19 protein-coding genes and 1 pseudogene are annotated in these 20,907 nt (G+C 68.1%); 10 read left to right on the forward strand and 10 right to left on the reverse strand.

Annotation, left to right across the window (positions count from 1 at the left end; all coding sequences use genetic code 11):
- Positions 1-70 precede the first annotated feature (70 nt).
- The 4 genes from P1K32_RS11280 to P1K32_RS11295 all read left to right on the forward strand — a co-directional run bounded on the left by P1K32_RS11280 (position 71) and on the right by P1K32_RS11295 (position 5,479).
- Positions 71-2,245: a universal stress protein gene (locus tag P1K32_RS11280; RefSeq protein ID WP_276249834.1), complete on the forward strand. Its 2,175-nt coding sequence runs from the start codon at positions 71-73 to the stop codon at positions 2,243-2,245.
- 67 nt (positions 2,246-2,312) lie between these two features.
- Positions 2,313-2,825: a gamma carbonic anhydrase family protein gene (locus P1K32_RS11285; protein ID WP_276249835.1), complete on the forward strand. Its 513-nt coding sequence runs from the start codon at positions 2,313-2,315 to the stop codon at positions 2,823-2,825.
- 167 nt (positions 2,826-2,992) lie between these two features.
- The gene (locus P1K32_RS11290; RefSeq protein ID WP_276249836.1) at positions 2,993-4,933 is read left to right on the forward strand and encodes a glutamate-cysteine ligase family protein; all 1,941 of its coding nucleotides are present in this window, start codon (positions 2,993-2,995) and stop codon (positions 4,931-4,933) included.
- A gap of 72 nt (positions 4,934-5,005) precedes the next feature.
- On the forward strand, positions 5,006-5,479 hold the full coding sequence (locus P1K32_RS11295; RefSeq protein ID WP_276249837.1) for a redoxin domain-containing protein: 474 nt from the start codon (positions 5,006-5,008) through the stop codon (positions 5,477-5,479).
- A 141-nt stretch (positions 5,480-5,620) separates the two neighbouring features.
- Here the strand turns inward: P1K32_RS11295 and P1K32_RS11300 are convergent, their stop codons facing one another.
- The 6 genes and pseudogenes from P1K32_RS11300 to P1K32_RS11325 all read right to left on the reverse strand — a co-directional run bounded on the left by P1K32_RS11300 (position 5,621) and on the right by P1K32_RS11325 (position 10,732).
- Positions 5,621-6,271, reverse strand: coding sequence for a DUF7504 family protein (locus P1K32_RS11300; RefSeq protein WP_276249838.1), 651 nt, complete (start codon positions 6,269-6,271; stop codon positions 5,621-5,623).
- Positions 6,268-7,194 (reverse strand): GAF domain-containing protein, encoded by a 927-nt coding sequence (locus tag P1K32_RS11305; protein ID WP_276249839.1) that lies wholly within the window; start codon positions 7,192-7,194, stop codon positions 6,268-6,270. Before P1K32_RS11305 ends, P1K32_RS11300 begins: the two co-directional genes overlap by 4 nt.
- Before the next feature lie 145 nt (positions 7,195-7,339).
- Positions 7,340-8,367: pseudogene (locus tag P1K32_RS11310) on the reverse strand (dipeptide epimerase).
- Positions 8,364-9,374, reverse strand: a complete 1,011-nt coding sequence (locus P1K32_RS11315) for an N-acetyltransferase DgcN family protein (RefSeq protein WP_276249840.1) — start codon at positions 9,372-9,374, stop codon at positions 8,364-8,366. The pseudogene P1K32_RS11310 and the gene P1K32_RS11315 overlap by 4 nt, the downstream one beginning before the upstream one ends.
- Positions 9,375-9,411: 37 nt before the next feature.
- Entirely contained in the window at positions 9,412-10,305 is an 894-nt protein-coding gene (locus tag P1K32_RS11320; RefSeq protein WP_276249841.1) for a Vms1/Ankzf1 family peptidyl-tRNA hydrolase, read from the reverse strand.
- A gap of 67 nt (positions 10,306-10,372) precedes the next feature.
- A complete protein-coding gene (locus P1K32_RS11325; RefSeq protein ID WP_276249842.1) occupies positions 10,373-10,732 on the reverse strand; it encodes a DUF5802 family protein in 360 nt (119 codons plus the stop codon).
- A 285-nt stretch (positions 10,733-11,017) separates the two neighbouring features.
- Here P1K32_RS11325 and P1K32_RS11330 point away from each other — a divergent pair, with 285 nt between their 5' ends.
- The 3 genes from P1K32_RS11330 to P1K32_RS11340 all read left to right on the forward strand — a co-directional run bounded on the left by P1K32_RS11330 (position 11,018) and on the right by P1K32_RS11340 (position 13,256).
- The gene (locus P1K32_RS11330; protein WP_276249843.1) at positions 11,018-11,653 is read left to right on the forward strand and encodes a DUF1405 domain-containing protein; all 636 of its coding nucleotides are present in this window, start codon (positions 11,018-11,020) and stop codon (positions 11,651-11,653) included.
- A gap of 95 nt (positions 11,654-11,748) precedes the next feature.
- A complete protein-coding gene (locus tag P1K32_RS11335) occupies positions 11,749-12,558 on the forward strand; it encodes a DUF7096 domain-containing protein (protein WP_276249844.1) in 810 nt (269 codons plus the stop codon).
- A 50-nt stretch (positions 12,559-12,608) separates the two neighbouring features.
- Positions 12,609-13,256: an ArsR/SmtB family transcription factor gene (locus P1K32_RS11340; RefSeq protein ID WP_276249845.1), complete on the forward strand. Its 648-nt coding sequence runs from the start codon at positions 12,609-12,611 to the stop codon at positions 13,254-13,256.
- Here the strand turns inward: P1K32_RS11340 and P1K32_RS11345 are convergent.
- Positions 13,253-13,738: a hypothetical protein gene (locus P1K32_RS11345; protein WP_276249846.1), complete on the reverse strand. Its 486-nt coding sequence runs from the start codon at positions 13,736-13,738 to the stop codon at positions 13,253-13,255. The genes P1K32_RS11340 and P1K32_RS11345 overlap by 4 nt on opposite strands.
- 243 nt (positions 13,739-13,981) lie before the next feature.
- Here P1K32_RS11345 and gatD point away from each other — a divergent pair, with 243 nt between their 5' ends.
- The 3 genes from gatD (at position 13,982) to P1K32_RS11360 (ending at position 17,929) form a co-directional block, all read left to right on the forward strand.
- Positions 13,982-15,229 carry a Glu-tRNA(Gln) amidotransferase subunit GatD gene (gene gatD, locus P1K32_RS11350; RefSeq protein ID WP_276249847.1) on the forward strand — a complete coding sequence of 416 codons (1,248 nt, stop codon included), beginning with the start codon at positions 13,982-13,984 and terminating at the stop codon, positions 15,227-15,229.
- Between the two features lie 39 nt (positions 15,230-15,268).
- Entirely contained in the window at positions 15,269-16,165 is an 897-nt protein-coding gene (locus P1K32_RS11355; protein WP_276249848.1) for a GNAT family N-acetyltransferase, read from the forward strand.
- 84 nt (positions 16,166-16,249) lie between these two features.
- The gene (locus tag P1K32_RS11360; protein WP_276249849.1) at positions 16,250-17,929 is read left to right on the forward strand and encodes a sensor histidine kinase; all 1,680 of its coding nucleotides are present in this window, start codon (positions 16,250-16,252) and stop codon (positions 17,927-17,929) included.
- Here P1K32_RS11360 and P1K32_RS11365 read toward each other — a convergent pair.
- The 3 genes from P1K32_RS11365 to P1K32_RS11375 are packed head-to-tail and all read right to left on the reverse strand — an operon-like array spanning position 17,916 to position 20,865.
- Positions 17,916-18,191: a ubiquitin-like small modifier protein 1 gene (locus tag P1K32_RS11365; RefSeq protein ID WP_276249850.1), complete on the reverse strand. Its 276-nt coding sequence runs from the start codon at positions 18,189-18,191 to the stop codon at positions 17,916-17,918. The genes P1K32_RS11360 and P1K32_RS11365 overlap by 14 nt on opposite strands.
- A 50-nt stretch (positions 18,192-18,241) precedes the next feature.
- Positions 18,242-19,642 (reverse strand): TrkA C-terminal domain-containing protein, encoded by a 1,401-nt coding sequence (locus P1K32_RS11370; RefSeq protein ID WP_379691125.1) that lies wholly within the window; start codon positions 19,640-19,642, stop codon positions 18,242-18,244.
- Positions 19,639-20,865, reverse strand: a complete 1,227-nt coding sequence (locus P1K32_RS11375; RefSeq protein ID WP_276249851.1) for a potassium channel family protein — start codon at positions 20,863-20,865, stop codon at positions 19,639-19,641. The genes P1K32_RS11370 and P1K32_RS11375 overlap by 4 nt, the downstream gene beginning before the upstream one ends.
- Positions 20,866-20,907 lie beyond the last annotated feature (42 nt).

Genomic DNA, 20,907 nt, shown 5'->3' on the forward strand with positions numbered 1-20,907 from the left:
TGAGCGGTCGAGAGCCACTCGACCGCTATGACAACGCCTGTCCACAAATGACACATCTGGCCCCCCACTCATGACGAAAGACCTCGAACGCGACCTCGGACTCCCCGCTGTGCTGGCTATCAGTATCGGTGCGATGATCGGTAGCGGCATCTTCATCCTCCCGGCACTTGCGCTGAAAATCGCCGGCCCCGCCGTCATCGTCGCGTACGCGCTGGCCGGCCTCCTCGTGGTTCCGGCAGCCCTCTCGAAGTCGGAGATGGCGACCGCGATGCCCGAGGCCGGCGGGACCTACATCTACATCGAGCGCGGGATGGGCCCGCTGCTTGGTACCGTTGCCGGCGTCGGCACGTGGTTCTCGCTGTCGTTCAAGGGCGCGCTCGCCCTGGTCGGCGGTGTCCCGTACCTCCTCCTTCTCTTCGACCTGCCGCTGAAACCGGTCGCGCTGGCGCTGGCCGGCGTGCTCATCCTCATCAACATCGTCGGCGCCAAACAGACGGGGCGGCTGCAGGTCGGTATCGTCGTCGTGATGCTGGCGGCGCTTGGCTGGTTCGCCGCCGGCAGCGCCCCCAGCGTCCAGTCGGCCAACTACGCGAACTTCTTCGCCGACGGCATCGGCGGGTTACTTGCGGCGACCGGGCTGGTCTTCGTCTCGTATGCCGGCGTCACCAAGGTCGCGAGCGTCGCCGAAGAGGTCGAGAACCCAGGCAAGAACATCCCACTCGGTATCCTCGGATCGCTCGTGTTCACCACGCTGTTGTACGTCGGAATCGTGGCCGTACTCGTCGGCGTGACCGACGCCGGCACCGTCGCGGGTTCGCTGACGCCCGTCGCCGACGCCGCCGAGGTGACGATGGGCCAGGCCGGCGTCGTCGCGGTCATCCTCGCTGCCATCCTCGCGCTGATTTCGACGGCCAACGCGGGTATCCTCTCCTCCTCGCGGTACCCCCTTGCGATGAGCCGGGACCAGCTCGCGCCGCCGTCGCTGTCGAAAGTCAGCGAGCGGTTCGGGACGCCGCTGAACGCCATCACGCTCACCGGCGCCGTGTTGCTGGTGCTCATCGCCTTCGTCCCGATACTGGAGATTGCGAAGCTCGCCAGCGCGTTCCAGATCATCGTGTTCGCGCTCATCAACGTCGCCGTCGTCGCCTTTCGCGAGGGGTCGGCGGAGTACGAACCGGTGTTCACCTCGCCGCTGTACCCCTGGATGCAGATATTCGGCACGATAACCGGGTTCCTGTTGCTCACCCAGATGGGGACTATCGCCCTGCTCGGCGCCGTCGTCATCACTGTCGGCAGTATCGCCTGGTACTTCCTCTACGTCCGCCAGCGCGTCGACCGCGAGGGGGCGGCGACCGACGCCATCCGACGACAGGTCGGCCGCGAGGCGCTCACCGACGTCGAGTCCGAGATCGCACGGGACTCGAACGAGGTGCTCGTCGCCCTGACGAAAAACGACGGCGGCGCGCGCGAACGCGCCCTCGTCGCGCTCGCGGCTGACCTGGTCCGACCCGACGACGGCCGCGTCGTCGCGGTCCGGTTCGAGGAGGTCCCCGACCAGATGCCCCTGACCGACGACATGGCGACCCAGTCGGAGGCGGACATCTCCTTCGAGACGCGGACAGAGGCCCTTTCCGACGAGCTCGGTGTCGACATCGAGGCAGACGAAATCGTCAGCCACGACACGAAACACGCCATCGTCAACTTCGCCGAGGGCCGTGGCGTCGACACCATCGTGACCGAACACGAGCCCCTCCGACTCCGCTCACGACTGGGCGGCGACCCCATCGACTGGGTCGTCCGCCACGCCCCCTGTGACGTGTTACTCGTGGACAACCTGGGGTACAACGAACCCAGTGACATCGCCCTCTCGGGTGACGGCGGCCCGTACCCGCCCCTGGCCGTGAAAGTCGCCGGCGCCGTCGCCGAGGCCAACGACGGCAGCGTCTCGCTGTGGCACCCCGGAAACGGGTCCGACGAGCAACAGCGGACCATCGACGACTACCAGGCCGAGCTGTCGTCGATGCTTTCGGTCCCGGTGCAGTCCGAGCCGTTCCGGACCGACGGCGGCGCCCCGCCCCAACCGGACCTGCTGGTGCGCCGTGGCGCAGACGACCGCATCCGCAACGCGGTGCTCGACGACGGCCCGACCGTCCCGAACCCCGGCTGTACGACGGTAACGGCCTACCCGCACCAGTCGCGCCGCCCGTCGCTCACTCGGCGGCTGCTCGAACGACTCACGTTCTGACCCTCCGGGTCCCGGTTGCGGGTACGGTGACCGGTATCTTTTCGGATGGCCCACTCCCGATATCCGTATGGACAGTCGCGAGTACGCTTTCGAGGGAGCCGAGCCCGATATCCACGGATACGCCCACGTCAGCCGCGAGGCGACGGTCGTCGGCGACGTGTCTGTTGGGCCGAACGCGAACGTCTGGCCCGGCGCGGTGCTGCGGGGCGACGTTGGGCCGGTCGAGGTCGGCCGCGAGACGGCTATCGGCGACGGGGCCATCCTCCACGCCTCGACCGTCGGCGAGAAGGTGATGGTCGGCCACGGCGCCGTGCTCAACGACGCCGACGTGAAAGACGGGGCGCTCGTTGGCTTCAACTCCACCGTCAGCGACGCCGTCATCGGCGAGGGCTCTATCGTCGCCATGGGCACTGTCGTCCCACCGGGCTACGAAGTGCCCGCCAAGTCGTTCGTCCGTGGGAGCCCCGCGCAGGTGACACCGCTCTCGGAGACGACTATCGACCCCGACGAAGTGTTCGAGGCGTTCTCCTCGGGCGACTACGCCAACCTGGCCGCGCGACACGAGGACCTCTTCGAATAGGGTGAGGGTCCGACCGCAGGGAGGACCCTCGAAACGAAGCGGTGACCGAAGGGAACCGCAGAGCAGCGCGAGTCACTTCCATTCTGGTTCTCGGCGTTTGGACTGCCATCGCAAACTCCCACTACCGGACGGACCACTTATAATGCAAGAGCCGCCACAGTTGCGTCATGGACGATATCGTCGACCTGGTGCGCCGCTCGCTGGCCGATGAGACCTACGGGGAGTTCACCGACCGGGTCGACGCACAGGCCGCGGAGCTTCGCCGGGCCATCGCGGCCGGCGAGTTCGACAACGAGGCCTTCTCGGTCGGGCTGGAGGTAGAGCTGTACGCCATCAACAGCGTCCCGGAGCCACCCGAACCCGAGGACGAAGCGGACGAAGACGCCGAGGACGACGGGGCGGCGGAGGCGGCCCTCGACGACGACCTGTCGGGCGGCGACGGCGGGTCGGCGTGGGACGGCTCGCTGGAGCCCCAGAGCGAGTCCGGCGGGGGCGGGGCGTCACTGGAGCCCGCAGACGAGACGCCGCCGCCCGACACGGGAGACGGCGAGGCCGAAGCCGAGAGCGCGGGCGACGACTCGGGCGACGACTTCGGCCCCGGCGAGGGCCCCTCGCTCGACGTCGACCCGGACAGCCCGCTCGCGCCCGACGACCCCGAGGACGTCGAGCCCGACGACCCCGAACCGGCCGTCGAGGCCGAAGCCGAGGGCGAGGACGACGAGCCGTACATGGACCCCGAGGAGTGGGAGGGGCGGCTCACCCGGCTCCCAGACGTGGTGTTCGACGGGGAGGCGAACAAGGAACTGGGTCTGCACAACGCCGAGATAAACACCGAACCCAACACCTTCGACGGGGCGGGCATGGAGGTCCAGACCACGGCCGTCGAGATGCACACCAAGCAGGCCCGAGCACAGGCTGAGAAACACAACTGCGAGCTGATTCTGGACGCGATGTGGACCATCCCGCCCGAGGAGGGCGCCGAGTCGTATCTCTCGGCCCACGAGGAACGCGACGGCGTGATTCTGGCCGACAACATGCGCCAGGCGCCCCGCTACGTCGCGCTGGACAACGAGGCCGTCCAGCACGCCGGCGGCGCTATCGACTTCGCGGTGCCGGGCTACGAGGGGTCGTTCCCGACGATCCTGTTCGAGTCGCTGGCGACCTCTATCCAGCCCCATCTCCAGATTCCCGACACCGATGCGTTCCCCGACTACTACAACGCCGCCATCCGCACCCTGGGGCCGCTCCTGGCGCTGTCGGTGAACTCACCGTTCCTGCCGGCGGATTTCTACCCCGACCATACCGACGGGGAGTGGCTCTGTGCCAACACCGACCACGAACTGCGAATCTCGGCGTTCGAGCAGTCGGTCAACACCAGCGAGAACCCCAAAGTACGGGTCCCACGCGACATCGATAGCGTCGAAGACGTGGTCGACCGCGTCGTCGCGGACGATTGCTTCGGTCCGTTCCTTCGGGAGTGGCTCGACGAGAGCGAGCGGGACACCCTCGAAGACGATATCTGGGAGTTCGACCACAAGCGGGGGACCTACTGGCGCTGGCTCCGCTGTGTCATCGGCGGCACACCTGTCGAAGGCGCCAGCGACGAGCGCTCGCTGCGCATCGAGTACCGCCCGCTGCCCACCCAGCCCCACGTCAAGGACATGATCGGGCTGCAGGCGCTGACGGTCGGGCTCATCCGCGGCCTCGTCGTCGCGGACCACCCCGTCACCGAGCTCCCGTGGGTGGAGGCCGAGCGGAGTTTCTACGCCGCCGCGGCCGACGGGCTGGCGGCCGACCTCTCGTGGGTCACCATCCACGGCGAGCGTACCACCGACCACGAGGTCATCTTCGACGAAATCTTCCGCTTTGCCCGGCTGGGACTGGAAGAACAGGACCTGCCCGAAGCCCGTATCGACGAGTATCTCGACCCCATCGAGGACCGCTACGACGCCGGCGAGACGCCGAGTTCGTGGAAGATAGACCGGGTCCGAAGCCACCTCGACGACGGGCTCGCACTCGAGGACGCGATGACCGAGATGCAACGGGAGTACTTCGAGCACTGCCGCGAGCACCACACGTTCGCGGAGTGGGTGCGCGACGAGACGTAGCTCTCTGGCGACCGCTGGCAGGACACGCCGCCGAACGACCATTTATCCGGGTGCCGAACCTACGGAAAGTCGATGGTATCCACAGGCGATTCCGCACCCGATATCTCCGCGACGCTCGCGAACGGAGAGGTAGAGGCGTTCGAACTGTCCGACCACCTGGGCGACGGGCCAGTCGTGCTCGCGTTCTTCCCCGGTGCGTTCACGCCGCCGTGTTCCAACGAGATGGTGGCGCTCCAGGAGCACCTGGACGACTTCGAGGCCGCCGGCGCGACCATTCTGGGCGTCAGCGCCGACTCGGCGTTCTCGCAGAACGCCTTCCGCGAGGAACACGGCCTGGACTTCGCCCTGGTCAGCGACATGGACCGTAACGCCATCGAGGACTACGGGGTCCGTATCGACATCGGCGACCTCGGTCTCATGGGCGTCGCCAATCGCTCGGTGTTCGTCCTGGACGACGACGGCGAGGTCACCTACAGCTGGGTCGCCGACGACCCGACCAACGAGCCCGACTACGAGGAGCTCCTCGACGCCGTCGAGAGCGTCTAGAGGACGCGGATTTCTTTATAGCCGATTCGGATACGAACAGCCAGAAAGCCCCGACCGGCTACACTCGGGGGGTCTGGCTCTCGCTACTAATCCCTTCGGTCACTGATACTGAAAACCCGAAAACAGCTTTTCTATCGGTCGCTACAGGTCGACGTCGACCGTCTCGTCGCCGTCCAGCCCGTCGACGGTGAGCGTCGCCTGTCCGGGGCCGGTCTTCTCGACCTCGATGTGGGCCGAAAAGGAGGTCTGGAGGCCGCTGATGGTACTCGACATATCCGCGCCGATGTCGGCGCTGGTGTCAAGCGCACAGACGCCGATACCGTCGCCCCGGCGCAGTTCGGTCAGGAAGTTGGAGTTGAGAAAGCGATACAGCGACCGGGTGTCGTCGACCTCGCCGGCGATGGTCGAACAGAGCATGATGCCCGAGCGGAACCGGTCCGAGTGCTGCTGGGCCGAGGCCACGAGCGTCGAGAAGTCCATCCCCAGTCGGGTGAGGTCGCTGATGTCGTCGACGGACTGGACGTCCTCGCCGCTGGCCGGGCCCTCGCAGGTCAGCACCGAGGCCCGGTTGCCGGCACCCGTTCGGGCGTTGTTCAGGTCCCGCTGGACGGCCCGACCGCCGCTCCCGGTCGAGAGGACGATAGAGCGCTCGTCGTCGTCGGCCGCGACGAGCTGACTGAACACCGTCTGCAGCGTGTCGGCGTCCTCGCCGGTCAGCAGGATACTCGTCCCGCTGTCGATTGGGCCCAGTGAGAGCGAGTCGACAGCGAACCCGTCGGTTGCGAGACTCATCGGGCCACCTCCTCGCCGCGGGCGTCGCGAAGCGACTTCCGCAGGTCCAGAATCTCCATGGCCGTCTCGGCGAAGTCCTGGAGTTCGGCGCGTTCGACCGCGTCGTAACTCCGCTTCTCGAAGTCGATGAGACACACCTGGCCGATGACCTGTCCGTTCGGGGCGGTCATGTTCGCACCGGCGTAGGAGACGATACCGAGGTTCTCGAGCTGTTCGTTCTTGTTGAACCGGTTGTCGTCGGCGATGTCTTCGATGACCATGACGTCCTCCTGGAGCATGCTGTGGGTGCAGATGGTGTCCTCACGCGTGAGACTGTCCAGGTCGGCCCCGTGGCAGGCCAGGAAGTTCTCTTCGTCTTTCTCTATGAGGCCGATGAAGGCGACGCCGGCGTCGAAGTGGCTCGCGATGAGGTCGGTGAGCCGCTCGAAGCTCTCGTCGATGGGGAGCTCGTCGATGTCGTACTCGGCCAGCGTCGCCAGTCGCTCCTCTTCGTCGTCGGGCCGGAGGAAACCGACCTGGGCGCTGTGTTCGATGACGTCGTTCGTGACGAACCCGAGCCGGTCGTGGGCGTCCGGGAGGTCCCGGTTCAGATATTCGACGATGGTCTCCTCGAAGGAGGCGGTGTCGATCTCCTGCGGTGGTCGGTCCGTAAAGAGGACGCTCGGTACCTGGGGTGCGTGTTCGCGCACGGCCTCGATGACGTCCATCCCGGTTCCGTCGGGCAGGTCGTAGCTCGTGACCACACAGACGACTGACTCCGCCTGGAGCAGTTCGGTCGCATCCTCGACGGTGGTCGCTTCGACGGCTGCGAGCGTCCCTTCACCGTCGATGGCCGTCGACACGTCGTCGATTCGCTGCTCGTCGTCGACGCACAGCACGGTTCGTGAGAGGTCGGTCGCCTCCTCTGTTGTCGCTTTGGACATACACTCCAGTTCGGAAACCGACGTATAACTGTGGGTAGCCGATTATCGGCCATGATTTTTCAAGCAATTATATAAATAAGATCGGTGCCAACAACGCTACTGACGGTTGACAGCACTGGCCGGAAAGCGCCCCGTTTTGCCCGGCTCAGACCCGGCGCGCGCCCGTGCCCGCCGACACCTGCCGGAGGTCGAACCGGTCGCCCTCGATGGGGACGCCCTCGAAGGGGTCCGCATCGAGCAAGAGCGCGCCGTCGAGGTCGGCGTAGTCGACGAGGGGCGCGAGGTGGACGGCGGCGGAAAGCGAGGCGCTGGACTCGACCATACAGCCAAGCATCGTGGCGAGCCGGTGGGCGTCGGCAGCGTGAACCAGCCGCCGGGCCGCCCGCGGACCGCCGCACTTGGCAGCTTGACGTTGACGACGTTACAGGCGTCTGCCAGCCGCGGGATGTCCGTCGCGGTCTGGCAGGCCTCGTCGGCACACACCGCCATGGTCGTCACGTCGGTGACCCGGGCGAGCCCGGCCACGTCGTCGGCGGCGACGGGCTGTTCGAGCATCGTCACGCCGCCGGCTTCCAGCCAGCCCGCCTTCGCGACGGCCTCGTCTGCGTCCCAGGCCGCGTTGGCGTCGACCCGCAACTCGGTCTCTGGGACGGCCGCCCGCACCGCGTCGAAGCGGGCCCGGTCGTCGTCACTGCCGAGCTTCAGCTTCAGTATCCCGAACCCGGCCTCGACGGCTGCGTGAGCCTTCGCCGCCATCTCCTCGGGCGGGTCGATGCCGACGGTGTAGCTCGTCGCCGGCACGCGCTCCGGGTCCAGTCCCCACTGGCGGTACAGCGGGACGCCCAGCGTCCGGGCGGCCCAGTCGGCGACGGCGATACCGACGGCGCTGCGGGCCGCCGGCTGGTCGGGCGCCACCTCGCGGCACAGTCGCTCGATGCGCTGGCCGGCGTGGGGGTCGCCGACCTCGTCGACGGCGGCGAGCAGGTCGGGGAGCGTCTCGGTGACCGTCTCGGTCGTCTCGCCGAAGTAGGCCGACGGGGTGACTGCGCCGTACCCCGTGGTTCCCTCGTGGGTCAGCTCGACGACGACACACTCACAAATCTCGCTGGTCCCGCGGCTGATACCGAACGGCGCCGACAGCGGCAGGTCGTGGCGGGAGACGGTCCAGTTCATATTATCGCCTCGAAGAGGCGGTCGGGAATCCCGTCACGGACCGGGTCGGTCGCGGGCGCGTCGATGGCCTCGCCGTAGGCGGCGACGGCGTCGGCGGCCGCGTCGTCGTCGAGTCCCAGGGTGTTCAGGGCGCCGGCGGCGACCGGGGCGTCGGAGATTGGCGCAGCCACCCGCTCGTAGAGGTCGGCGTACTCGCCTGGCTGTGGCAGTTCGAACGACTCGTAGCCGTGGACCCGCTCGCGGCCGGCATCGTGGCACATGACCATGGCGTCCGGCGCCGACCCGTGGAGGATACTCGTCGTCACACCGGAGTACGCCGGGTGACCGAGCGCGCCCTGACCCTCCACCACGACGAGGTCCATCCCCACCGGCGTCTCGACGAGCCGTTCGACCGCGCCGGCGGCGTAGTCCGAGACGACGCGGTCGACGACGATTCCCCACCCCTCGATGACGACACCGGTCTGGCCCGTCGGCACGACGACAGCGTCGAGGCCCCGTTCGCGGGCCGCGTCTCGGAGTTCGTAGGCCGTGGTCATCTTCCCCGTCGAACAGTCGGTGCCGACGGTGGTGACGACGGTCGCCTCGACCTCGCCGGCGGTCCCCTCGGCCACAGTGAGGTTCTCGGGCGGTTTCCGCACGTCGACGAGCTGTCCGCCGTGTTCGGCGGCCAGCTTGGCGAACGCTTCGTCCTCGGCGAGGAAGGTGTGTAGCCCAGAGAGGACGTGTACGCCCCGCTCCAGGGCCGCCCGAACGTCGGGCCGCCAGGACGCCTCGAAGCCGCCGCCGATGGGCGCGACGCCGATGACCAGGGCGTCTATCTCGGGGACCTCGTCCATCGACGCGACGATTGGGGCGTCCTGGACGTCCGGGAGGTGGTCGGCGACCCGTCCGCCGGCTCGCTCGCGGTCCAGTACGGCCCGAACCTCGTGGTCGCCGTAACGGAGCAGTCCCACCGCTGTCTTGGCGCGGTCGGGAAACGAATCGTGGGCGAGAACGGCGACCTGCATACGTGGCGAGTCGCGTGGCGAGCGCCTAAAGCTAGGGTTACGGGACGACCAGCCGCACGGTCCACAGCGACCGCACCGCGTCGGCGAGTGCGTCCTCAGGTTCGCCGGTGGCGTCGACAGCTTTCGTCACCGCGGCCCGCTCGTCGAACTCGTGGATGACCGACCCCTCGCCGAGGACGTACAGCCGCTCGGGATCGACCTCCTCGATGGCTGCGCGACAGCGCTCGACGTGGTTCGCTATCTGCTGGTCGCGCAGGCGCTCGAACCGCGACTGGGAGAACCCGCCCTTGGAGTGTTGGCTTTTCAGCTCGGAGTCGAAGCCGTGGAACGCCGTCCGCTCGCGGCCGTCGTACTCCCCGAGGGCGAACAGGTCCGAGCGAACGAGCGCGACCGTATGCTCGCCGGTCGGTTCGAACCACGACCGGTCGAACTGGACGCTGTCGTCCCAGCCGGCGAAGGGTTCGGGCGGCACGGGCACCGAGAGGCAGGCCGACAGCAGTCCCGCGTCGTCGGTGACCGCGAGACACGGCGCGGCGCCGGCCACGGCCTCGCTGCGGTCGCCGAAGGCCGCCCGGACCGCGTCTGGCACGTCGTGTTCGCCGGCGACGTAGGCGGTGAAGACGCCTTCTCGCGCTGTCTCGAAGGCGGCCAGCCGGTCGAGTATCTCACCGACGCGGTGGCCGTGGAGCCGTTCGGCGTCGCGGTCGGCGGCGCCGGCGTCGGCCGACTGCAGACGCTCGACGCGGTCCTCGAGCTCGGCGACGCGGTCCTCGAGGCGGTTCTCCCGCTCCTCGGCCCGCTGGCGAGCCGTCGTCGCCTCGGCGCGCCGTTCCTCCTCCGCGTCGAGTTGCCGTTCGAGGTGGCGCTTTGCTTCTTCGAGTTCGGCGACGCGCTCCTTCAGCGACTCGCGCCCCAGCAACCGGTCAAGCATGGACTGAACTGCCAACGGGGAGTGGCTTAAAAGTGGTTGCCCGCGCCGACCGCGCCGAGCCGGCCGGCTACACCGCGCTGTCGGGGAGTGTCTCACTCGTGTCCGCCACCGACAGCAGCTGGGCCGCGTGGTCGGCCTTCGCGAGGAACACCTCGCTCAGGCTCGGCGGGTTCCGGATGTCCGCGTCCGCGAGTACCGCCTCGGGGACCGCGAGCGTGTCCGCCGGCACCTCCTCGTCGCCCCGGACGGGGAAGTGACGCCGGCCCAGTTTCATCACCAGCGGGAGGTCTGTCCGTGTTACGCCCTCGTCGCCGTACAGCTGTTGATTCACTCGCTCGTGCTGGTCCCGACACATCGCGGGGCCGCCCTCTCGTGGTTCGACGTAGAGGCGGCCGAGGTAGTAGCCGCGTGAGAACTGTTCGAACATCGGTACGCGTGAACGATGCACATGAATATATAAAAGCCTTCGGCGAAATCCTCTTGTCGTCGGGCTATTCTAGCGAACGCGGGTTCTGTCGGCCCGGTCTGTTATACCGATGGCTGTAAGTTCCTGTTTGTTACAGCCACCAGTATTAGGCACTCGTTTCCAGCGCTGCAACTTATCCACAGGTGCGGAAATCCCCGGCCTGTTCCGACTGGTCGCCTCTGCTCTCGCTATGACTTGGCCACCGCGTATCGACAGCGTTTCACACCGCCGTCCTACATCCTCTGTATGGAGAGTCGGGGACCGCTTCCACGGCGGTACGCACGCTACTACCTGGAGAACGCGCCGAGTCTGGTGTGGCTGGTCGTCGTCAACGCCGTGGCTATCCTCGTGGGCGTTCGGTACTACGTCGAGACGATGCCGGGCGTCTCGACGTTCCTCTGGCCGCTGTACGCCGATTCGCCGACGGCCCTGTTCCTGATGACGCTGTCGCTGGTGACGCTGTGGCCGTTCCTGGGTGATTCGCTGGAGGACGTGCCGACGAATCTCCCGCTCGCCTATCTCCACACCATCGCCCTGGTGTGGCTGGTGAAGATGGGCGTCTGGACGGTCGTCGCCCTGAACCTCGGATTCGACGTCTACTTCCCCGCGCTGTGGGCGTACTTCGGTATCATCGTCACCCACGTCGGCTTCGTCGCCGAGGGGGCGCTGGTCCCACATTACGCGCGGACGACCCGCGGAGCGCTGGTGACGGCGCTGGTTCTGGCGCTGGCCAACGACCTGTTAGACTACGGCTTTGGCTACTATCCGCCGTTGCGCTACGACCCCGGGCCGGCGCTCGTCGTCGCCACCGTGGCGCTGTCGGTGGGGTCGGTCGCGGTGGCGTCACGATGGCTGCCGAGGCTGGATGAGAGCGGCGAATAAACGCTCTTGGACTAGCTCGGCGCGTCTCGCGGGCGCGTGAACGACACGAACGAACGACCCGGTTTTTATTTGGGGGAGGCCATAGACCCTGATAGATGACTCACCGTCACACGCTGGTGGTCGTGTCGGTCGCCGTCGCTATGCTGGTCGCCCCGACTATCATGGCCGGGGAGACCGCGACGGCGACCCGCAACACGACCAACGAGAGCGGGGAAACCGCTGGGATGGGGGCGCAAGTGACGGCCTTTACCCAGTCTAGCTCTACCGCGATGAACGATTCCGTCGAGAACGGGATGTGGAAAGCCGGGTTTAACCAGTCGAACGCCAGTGAACGGGCACCGCTCGTCCAGAACCGGACCGGAACGCTGGAACAGCGGCTCGACCGACTCCAGCGACAGAACGAGAGCCTGACAGAGCGTTACGAGAACGACTCGATTCCGGAGCCAGCCTATCTCGCCCAGCAGAGCCGGCTCAGCGCCCGTATCGACTCGCTGCAGACGGCGATAAACGACACCGATGAAGCCGCGGCCCAGGCCGGTGTGAACGATAGCCGGCTCGAACGGCTCCGACAGAACGCCTCCGAGCTGAAGGGGCCGGAAGTTGCGGCCATCGCTCGCGGTCTGGGCGGCGGCCCGCCGGCGGAGCGGGGCCCGCCCGAAGACCGCGGCGAGCGGGGCCAGTCGGCCGGTGAAGGCGACCGCGGGGCAACAGAGAACCGGACGAACGGTCCCGACCGGACGGGTGGCAACGCCGCCAACGAAACGGACAAAGGCAGTTCCGGCGGGAACAGTTCCGCGGGCGAGACCGACGGCGAGAGCGGCAGTCAGGCTGGCTCGGGTGGCGGCGATAACCGCGCCGGCGGCGGGCAAGGAAGCGACAACGCGCCGGGCCGGTCGAAGAACTGACGGCCATCTGAGGGTCAACCTTTTTAACTACGACCCATTACGTCAGGTGAATGGACTCCGCCGAGTTGCTCGACCTGCTTGGAAACGCCAACCGCCGGCGGATTCTGCGGCTGCTCGCGCACAAGCCCTGCTACGTGACCGAGATAAGCGAGTATCTCGGCGTCAGCCCGAAAGCCGTCATCGACCACCTCAAGAAGCTAGAGGAGGCGGGACTGGTCGAGTCCCGGACCGACGACCAGCGCCGGAAGTACTTCTCTATCTCGCGGAACCTCCGGCTCGAAGTGCGGGTCTCGCCCTACGAGTTCGGGACCAAGAGTGCCTATCCGACGAGTACCGGACTGGATATCTCGACCTGCCGGCACCTCTCTATCGAGGTCGAGGACGAGGGCGGCGGCGACCTCCGGGACCTCGCGCGACAGCTCAACCGGCTCGAACAGCTGGAAAACGAGCTCTCGCTGGCCCAGCGGTGGGTCCAGGGCCGGGTGACCGACGTCCGCGACCGCTTCGACGAGGCCGTCGAGAACGGCGAGGGGCGCCTGTACGCCGAGCTGGTGAGCGCGCTCACTCACGGGCCCCTGTCGGTCCAGTCACTGTCCCGTGAGCTCGAGGCCCCGCCGGAACTCGTCGAGAAGGCGCTGGGACGACTCGCCAGGGAGGACGTCGTCGAGCGGACGGAAGAGGGCTGGCAGCTCCACTAGAGCTCCCGGGTCAGTCCGTCGCGTAAGTCGCGCCCGAAGTAGTGGCCGACGACAGCCAGCACGAGCCCGACAGCGGCGGTGATGGCGAACAGTCGCGTCCCGTTCAGGCCGGCAAGCACCTGCGGGAGCAGCGAGGTGACGACAGACAGACCAGCGAGCACGCCGCCGGCGACGGCCGTCTCGACGTAGCGGCGCTCGCGGTCCAGCAGTCCGTGGAGGAACGCGCCGACGGGGATGCCGGCGAAGGCCACGAACGGAATCATCGGGACGAGGCTCCCGAGCGTCATCCCGGCACCGACGGCGACAAAGGCGACAATCAGCGCCCGGACCGAAACGTAGCTGCCGCTGGATTCGGCGGCTGTGTCAGTGGCGTCCTCGGACAGTGACCCGAGTGTGGTGTCCGTCCCGTCGGTGGCGTCCGTCGCCACCGACTCTACGTCCGTCTCGGATTCGCGGGTTCGCTCCACCGTTCCGTCGGACATACCGGTACTCGGCTCGCTGGACGTATGTCTTTTATGGGCGCCGTCTGACGCGCGTCAGCCGCCGGGTGACGCCGGCAGCGGGGCAGCCGGCGTTCGACTGCCGGGTGACGCCGGCAGCGGGGCAGCCGGCGTTCGACTGCCGGGTGACGCCGGCAGCGGGGCAGCCGGCGCTGCCTGCTCACGGACCGCCTGTCGCGAGGGCGAACGAGTGGGTTCAAGTCACGGCAGCCAGAACTGGCGGCTATGAACGCAGGCGACCGGGTCCGTGTCGACCGCGCGGACCAGCGTTACGAGGGCGTTTTGCTCCCTTCGAGCACTGACGAGCACCTCGTGGTCAAGCTCGACGGGGGGTACAACGTGGGTATCGACCGCGACGAAGCGAGCGTCGACGTCCTCGAATCCGACGTCTACGACGTCGAGAGCGCACAGGACGAGGAGGGCACCTCCGAAATCGAGTTCGACGACGACCTCCCGACGGTGTCGCTCATCTCGACCGGCGGGACCATCGCCTCGACCGTCGACTACCGCACCGGCGCGGTGACGGCGCAGTTCGACGCCGAGGACGTCCTCCGGGCGGTGCCCGACCTCGCGGGGATGGCCAACTACCGCGGCCGCGTCGTCGCCAACATCCTCTCGGAGAACATGACGCCGGCGGTGTGGCAGGACCTCGCCCGCGCCGTCTACGACGAGATAGAGGCCGGTGCCGACGGCGTCGTCGTCATGCACGGCACCGACACGATGCAGTTTACCGCCTCGGCGCTTTCCTTCATGCTCGAGACGCCGGTCCCCATCGTCTTTACGGGCAGCCAGCGCTCGGCGGACCGGCCCTCTTCGGACAACGTCATGAACGCCGTCTCGGCGGTCGAGGCGGCCACGAGCGACTGCGCCGAGGTGCTCGTCTGTATGCACGCCGGGGAGTCCGACGACCGCTGTGCGCTCCACCGCGGGACCCGCGTGCGCAAGAACCACACCTCCCGCCGGGACGCCTTCGAGACGGTGGGCGCGGAGCCGCTGGGGACCGTCGACTACGACACCGACGGCGACAACGCGGTGTCGTTCCGCAGGGACTACCAGTCCCGGGGCGAGCAGGACCTGGCCCTGCACGACGAGCTCGCGACCGACGTCGAACTCGTCAAGTTCACGCCGGGGATGGACACCGCTGTCCTCGAAGCCGCGGCCGACGGCAGCGACGGGCTCGTCATCGAGGGCACCGGGCTGGGCCACGTCAACACCGACTGGATATCCGTCGTCGAGGACCTCGATATCCCGGTCGTGATGACCAGCCAGTGCCTGGAGGGCCGAGTCTGTGACCGCGTCTACGACACCGGCCGGGACCTGCTCGACGCTGGCGTCATCGAGGGCGAGGACATGCTGCCCGGCACCGCCAAGGTCAAGCTGATGTGGGCGCTCGAAAACAGCGACGACGTGGCCAAGGCGATGGGGACGCCCCTTTCCGGGGAGATTCAGCAGCGCTCGACGCCGTGGCTGTAAGCGCTGTAGCTTTTTCTCGCTGGCCGTCGACCGTTCGATATGACGCCGACCGTCCGACAGGCCCGCCTCGACGACGCCGACGACGTCGTCGCGTTCGCAGAGCAGGTGTGGAACGAGCGCCACGACACGGTCGATTACGTCCCTGACGTGTTCGCCTCGTGGGTCGAGAGCGACGGCCCTGACCAGCACACCGTCGTCGCCGAGGTCGACGGCACTGCTGCCGGGCTCTGTCAGGCGGTCATGCTGACCGACCACGAGGCGTGGTTCCAGGGGATGCGCGTCGCCCCCGACCACCGCGGCGAGGGGCTGGGGCTGGCGATGGTCGAGCACTGTTTCGACTGGGCCCGCGAGCGCGGCGCGACGGTCGGGCGCAACATGGTCTTCTCCTGGAACGACGCCGGCCTCGGCCAGTCGGTCGCGGCGGGATTCGAGCCAGACACCGCCTTTCGGTTCGCTCATCCCGAGCCGCGCGCCGACGCAACGCCCGACGGTCCCGTGACGAACGACCCCGCCGCCGCCTGGAGCTACTGGACCGCGAGCGACGCCCGGACACACCTCTCGGGGCTGGCACTGGACCCCGACCGGGCCTGGGCGCTCTCGGAACTGACCCGCGACCGGCTCGATCGGCTGGCCGACGAGGCGGCCGTCTTCGCGGTCACGGCCGACGGCACGACCGGCATGGCCTGCCGAACCGGGACGAGGCCGGCGCCGTCGGGCGATGGGACGGTCGCCGAGTACGCCGTCGGCGCCTGGGACGACCGGGACGCCGCCATGGCGCTGTTCGACGCGATTCGGGCCGACGCCGGCGACCTCGGTGTCGAGGGGACGCGTGTCCTCGTCCCCGAGACGCCCCGCCACGTGGCCGAGGCCGCCGCTGTCCGGGCCGAACTGGCCGACTGGCCCGACTTCGTGCTCGCTGTCGACCTCACCCGCTGAGGGCACCTCAGAACCGTTCAGTCGTTATCAGAGCTTGTAATCCGCCACAGTACTCAAATGCGATACCGACCAATCACGGTGTAGATGGCCCGCTTCGGCGTCTCGTCTGCCTTCCTCGCATACACGCTCACCTACGCGATCGCCACACTCGGCTGCGGTATCGCCCTCTTTCGCGCCCGCCGTGTCACCGACAGGGACACCCGACGGGGGCTCGTCGGGCTCCTGGCCGCAAGCGGTGGGTGGGCCGCCCTGGAACTGGCCTTTCTGGTCGCCCCGACGCCCGCGACGGCGTACGTGACGTATACCCTCAGCCTCGTCGTCGGATTGACGACCGTCGGGGCGTGGCTCTACTTCTGTTCGGCCTACACCGGCCGCTCGTTCCATCGGAATCAGTTCTACCGGCGCCTCTCGGTCGCCGTCTATCTCGGTATCGTCGCGGTGAAACTGACGAACCCGATTCACGGGCTGTACTTCGATACCGCCCTGGTCACGACGCCGTTCCCGCACATGACAATCAGGCACGAACTGTTCCACTGGGTCGTCGCCGGGCTCTCGTATGCCCTCGTCTCGGTCGGCATATTCATGCTCTACGAGATGTTCCTCGACGCGGAGTTCGATACGAGACCGCTTGCAGCCCTCGTCGGTGTCACGGCAGTCCCGGTCGTGCTCGATATCGTCGGATTCAGCACCGACTATCTCATCGACATCAACTACGAGCCCATCGGGGTCGCCGTCTTCGCCATCGGTGTCCTCTATGTCTACCAGTCCGAGTTCCTGACCGTCCAGCTGACCGACGGGGTCGAGGACCCGGTCATCTACCTCGACGGTGACGAAATCCGCAAGTACAACCGGATGGCCGAACGGCTCTTCCCTGAGCTTTCCGGCTCCACCGGTGATTCGCTCCCGTCGGTCGCCCCCGACGCCGCCGCCGCCCTCGAGAGCGACACCAAGATACTCGAACGGAGCCGGGACGGCGAGCCGGCGTACTACCTCGTCAGCGAGACCACGTTCGCACTCGGACAGGCCAGTATCGGCCGGCTCGTCGTCTTCACCGACGTGACCGAGACCGAGGGCCAGCGCCGGGAGCTGGTCCGGCAGAACGAGCAACTCGAGGGGTTCGCCGCCGCCATCAGACACGAACTGCTCAACACGCTACAGGTCGTCAGCGCCAGAGTCGATATCGCCGGCAAGGCGCTCGACGACGGCGACGTGACCGCGGCCCGGGATTCGCTGCGCACCGCCTCGGGGACGACCGACAGGATGTCGTCCATCGTCGGGGACCTCGCGACACTGGCCAGATACGGACAGACGGTCGAAGCGGCGGAGGTAGAACGTGTGGGACTCGCCGATATCGCCGGCGCGGCGTGGGAGCGAGCCGACACTGGGTCGATGGCGCTCTCGGTCGACGGCGACGCGACGCTTTCGGCCGACCCGGCGCGACTGCGGTCGCTGTTCGTCGACGCCTTCGATTTCGCGGCACACAACGACGCCACGATGGTGACCGTCCGCCCGACCGACGACGGGTTCACCATAACCGACGACGGAAACGGGGTGGGCGACAACGACCCGGACGAGTTCTTCGAGTACGGCAGCGCGATTCCGGACGCCGAGGCCGGGCTGGACCTGCCGAACCTCCGGATGCTGGCCGAGACGCACGGCTGGGACGCGACGCTCGATACGGCCTACCAGGACGGCATCAGAATCGTCGTCAGCGGGGTCACGACGCTCCGGGCCGAGTCCGACCAGCCCCCTACCCGCCACTGACCGGCGGGAAGAGCGCGAGCTCGGCGTCCGCCCTCAGTTCCGTCGCCAGTCCCTGACGGGCGCTGAATGCGTCCTCGCCGTCGACCAGCAGGCGGATGTGGTCGGCCAGGTCGCCGTCCTCGAACACCTCCGCACGCAGTGCCGGCTCGGTCTCGACCAGCGCATCGAGTGCGTCCCCGACGGTCGCGCCGGGTTCGACGTCGACGCTGACCGTCTCGGCACCGGCGGCGTCGCGGAGGTGTGCGAACAGCTTCCACTCCATACACGATGCCCGAGAGCGCCGCCCTTGAGGGTTGTGACACCGCCCAATGCTCAGCTCCGCGGTCCCTCGTCGGTGGCGCCGGTGTTCTCGCCGTCGGTCTCGCCGGGGGATTCGTCGCCGGTGGGCTCGTCGTCGCCCTCCGCGAGGAGGTCCCCGTCAGCTGGTTCATCGGCCGTCGGTTCGGTGTCGTCGCCGGTCCCGCTGGCGTCGTCTACCCCGTCGTCTTCGATTTCGTCCGTCTCGTCCGCCTCCTCGGACTCCGCAGCTTGCCGCTGTCGGTTCGCGGCCGTCTCGACCCGGCGGAGCGCCTCCGGCGTGGCGATGGCGTAGATGACGTCGCCGTCGTCGAGCACGCACTCGCGGGAGGGAATCGGCTCCGGCGGGCTGTCGGGCTGTGTGATGGCTGCGACGGTGACACCCAGCTCGCCGATGGGCGTCCCGGCGAGCTCGCTGCCGGCCGGGACCGTGATTGTCCCCATCGTCTCGTCGGCGGCCCGGAGCAGGGAGGCGAACTCCCGGTCCGGGCGGTCCTGGACGGGGAGCGTGACCAGCTTGTACTCTCTGGTCGGGTCGAGCTTGGGCGTGTCGGCCGCGTCGATAGCGACGGTCACCACGTCGCCCGCGACGCCGCGCAGCTCGCCGGTCAGCACGCGCTCGTGGGGGTCGGTGTCCCACACTTGCACGAGGTCGCCGGAGCTGGCGGCGTTGGCCGGGTCCGCCCGCACCGCGACGGCGTTGGTCGCCGGCGGGAGCGTCGGACCGATGCCGGCCGCTCGTGAGCCCACGGCGACGTAGTCGACGGTGCCGTCGTCGTCGAGTTCGAGGTCGACGTGGCCGACGCCGTAGTCGGTCTTGAGCCGGCTGACGAGCCGGTCGCGGAGTTCGGTCTTCGTCAGCCGCCGCGGGAAGAGAAAGCGCTTGCCGGCCAGCGACGCTTTGGTCTCTTCGGGCATCGGGTCGTAACCGACGATGTCGTCGATGTCGTCGGGCAGCTTCACTGAGGTGACCCGACCAACTGTCTGGACGATCTCACTCACGTCGGCGTCGACGGTGCGCCCGCCGGTCGCAGCAAAGAGGTCCGTCCCGACGGCGTCGCCGACCCGGATACCGACAGAGGAGCCCGCGGCCCCGAGCGCGAAGGCGCCGAGATTCGGGAGCACGTCGCTCGTCTGGAGGATGGCCGCTTCGGCCTGGGGGTCCGAGATGACGGCGCCGAGCGCGCCGGTCGCCCCGACGTACACCGAGACGACCGTCAGCCCGAAGAGCACGCCCAGTCCGGTCGGGACGCGCTCACGGACGTACCAGCGATACACCAGCGCGACGAGGCCCGCCGCGACCGCGGCGGCGAACCCGACGCCGAGGAGCCACGCCGCGAGCAGTACCGGGTCCTCGGTGGTCGGATTGCTCTGGAGCGGGGCCGCCTGTAGCGCGACGAGCGCGTGGGCGCTCATGCGACCGCCTCCTCGAACGCGTCGAGTGCGTCCGTGGTTCCGACCACGTACAGCTCCTCGCCGGCGACGAGTTCGGTGTCGCCACGCGGTGCGAGGCGCCAGCCGCTGGGTTTCCGCACCGAAAGCACCGCGACGTCGTACTGCTCTCGGACCCGCGCCTCGCGGAGCGACTGGCCGTCGAGCTCGCTCTCGGCGTCGAGTGTCACCCGTCGGAACCGGTTGCCGGCCCGTCGCAGCAGGGAGATGAGTTCGTACTCGCGACGGGTCCCACGCGGTTCGACGACGACCTTCGCGCTTTCGGCCCGCAGGAGCGGGCCCGCGTCGGTCCGGGTCACCGCGACGGTGAGTCGACCCTCCCCGCCGGCGGTCGTCGGTGCCCGCACACCTGCCGGCGGCGCGTCGGCGTCGGCTACCGCCGACGTCTCGGTCGTCTCCACGGGGGTCGGTTCGTCCGTGTCCGTGGTTCGTGCGCTGACGACGGTTCCCCTGACCTCGGCGTCGGGAGTCAGCACCGTCACCTCGTCTTTGCGCCCGAGGCCGGTCGGGAGCAGGGCGTCGACCGACACCGCGTGGCGCCCGTCGCTGATTCGCTTCGAGAGCCCCGAAAAGGGCGGCGCGGCGGTGACACTCGCCCGGCCCTGCTCGTCGATGCTGACGGCGACGTCGCCGAGATCGAACTCCGTCTTCAGGCGCTCTTCCATGCGGGATTCGAGTTCACCGATGCGGAGGTCGACGGGGAACGTCCACTCGCCGCCCCGTATCTCGGCCCGCAGCGACTCGGGCAGGGGCGGATACCCCTCCATGTCGGCCACGTCGCCGACCACGCCGATGCGGACCTCGTCGCGTCCACCGACCAGCTCCACCACGTCAGCCGACAGGCGCTTGTCCCGCAACCCCTGCAGGGAGAGCCGCTTCGGGAACTCGGCGCCCATCTTGTCCCCTTTGCTGTGGGCGTACAGCGACACCATCCCGACCAGCAGGATGGCGGTGACGACGCGCTCGGCGTTTGGCGCCGACGTGATCGACTGGTCGGCGAGTGCCAACAGTCCGCCGCTGACGCCCGCCAGCGCGATAGCCAGCACGACGACACCCAGGCCGGGGATGGTCACCCCGGTGAAGTACTTGAACGCAAAGCCCAGGGCCCACGAGACCAGCGCCGGAACGACGCCGACGAGCAACCCCAGATAGATGCCGAGCAGAATCTCGACGGGGAGGGAAGCCATGTGCCCACCGTACCGTTCCGGTAGTAAATCGTTTCCGGCGGG

It is taken from the genome of Haloarcula rara, assembly GCF_029338235.1.
GTDB classification, from domain to species: Archaea; Halobacteriota; Halobacteria; order Halobacteriales; family Haloarculaceae; genus Haloarcula; species Haloarcula rara.

Bases quoted from the DNA above. Each gene is read 5' to 3' on its own strand.
- P1K32_RS11280 (WP_276249834.1), top strand. From the start codon at position 71: ATGACGAAAGACCTCGAACGCGACCTCGGACTCCCCGCTGTGCTGGCT.
- P1K32_RS11285 (WP_276249835.1), top strand. From the start codon at position 2,313: ATGGACAGTCGCGAGTACGCTTTCGAGGGAGCCGAGCCCGATATCCAC.
- P1K32_RS11290 (WP_276249836.1), top strand. From the start codon at position 2,993: ATGGACGATATCGTCGACCTGGTGCGCCGCTCGCTGGCCGATGAGACC.
- P1K32_RS11295 (WP_276249837.1), top strand. From the start codon at position 5,006: ATGGTATCCACAGGCGATTCCGCACCCGATATCTCCGCGACGCTCGCG.
- P1K32_RS11300 (WP_276249838.1), bottom strand. From the start codon at position 6,271: ATGAGTCTCGCAACCGACGGGTTCGCTGTCGACTCGCTCTCACTGGGC.
- P1K32_RS11305 (WP_276249839.1), bottom strand. From the start codon at position 7,194: ATGTCCAAAGCGACAACAGAGGAGGCGACCGACCTCTCACGAACCGTG.
- P1K32_RS11315 (WP_276249840.1), bottom strand. From the start codon at position 9,374: ATGCAGGTCGCCGTTCTCGCCCACGATTCGTTTCCCGACCGCGCCAAG.
- P1K32_RS11320 (WP_276249841.1), bottom strand. From the start codon at position 10,305: ATGCTTGACCGGTTGCTGGGGCGCGAGTCGCTGAAGGAGCGCGTCGCC.
- P1K32_RS11325 (WP_276249842.1), bottom strand. From the start codon at position 10,732: ATGTTCGAACAGTTCTCACGCGGCTACTACCTCGGCCGCCTCTACGTC.
- P1K32_RS11330 (WP_276249843.1), top strand. From the start codon at position 11,018: ATGGAGAGTCGGGGACCGCTTCCACGGCGGTACGCACGCTACTACCTG.
- P1K32_RS11335 (WP_276249844.1), top strand. From the start codon at position 11,749: ATGACTCACCGTCACACGCTGGTGGTCGTGTCGGTCGCCGTCGCTATG.
- P1K32_RS11340 (WP_276249845.1), top strand. From the start codon at position 12,609: ATGGACTCCGCCGAGTTGCTCGACCTGCTTGGAAACGCCAACCGCCGG.
- P1K32_RS11345 (WP_276249846.1), bottom strand. From the start codon at position 13,738: ATGTCCGACGGAACGGTGGAGCGAACCCGCGAATCCGAGACGGACGTA.
- gatD (WP_276249847.1), top strand. From the start codon at position 13,982: ATGAACGCAGGCGACCGGGTCCGTGTCGACCGCGCGGACCAGCGTTAC.
- P1K32_RS11355 (WP_276249848.1), top strand. From the start codon at position 15,269: ATGACGCCGACCGTCCGACAGGCCCGCCTCGACGACGCCGACGACGTC.
- P1K32_RS11360 (WP_276249849.1), top strand. From the start codon at position 16,250: ATGGCCCGCTTCGGCGTCTCGTCTGCCTTCCTCGCATACACGCTCACC.
- P1K32_RS11365 (WP_276249850.1), bottom strand. From the start codon at position 18,191: ATGGAGTGGAAGCTGTTCGCACACCTCCGCGACGCCGCCGGTGCCGAG.
- P1K32_RS11370 (WP_379691125.1), bottom strand. From the start codon at position 19,642: ATGAGCGCCCACGCGCTCGTCGCGCTACAGGCGGCCCCGCTCCAGAGC.
- P1K32_RS11375 (WP_276249851.1), bottom strand. From the start codon at position 20,865: ATGGCTTCCCTCCCCGTCGAGATTCTGCTCGGCATCTATCTGGGGTTG.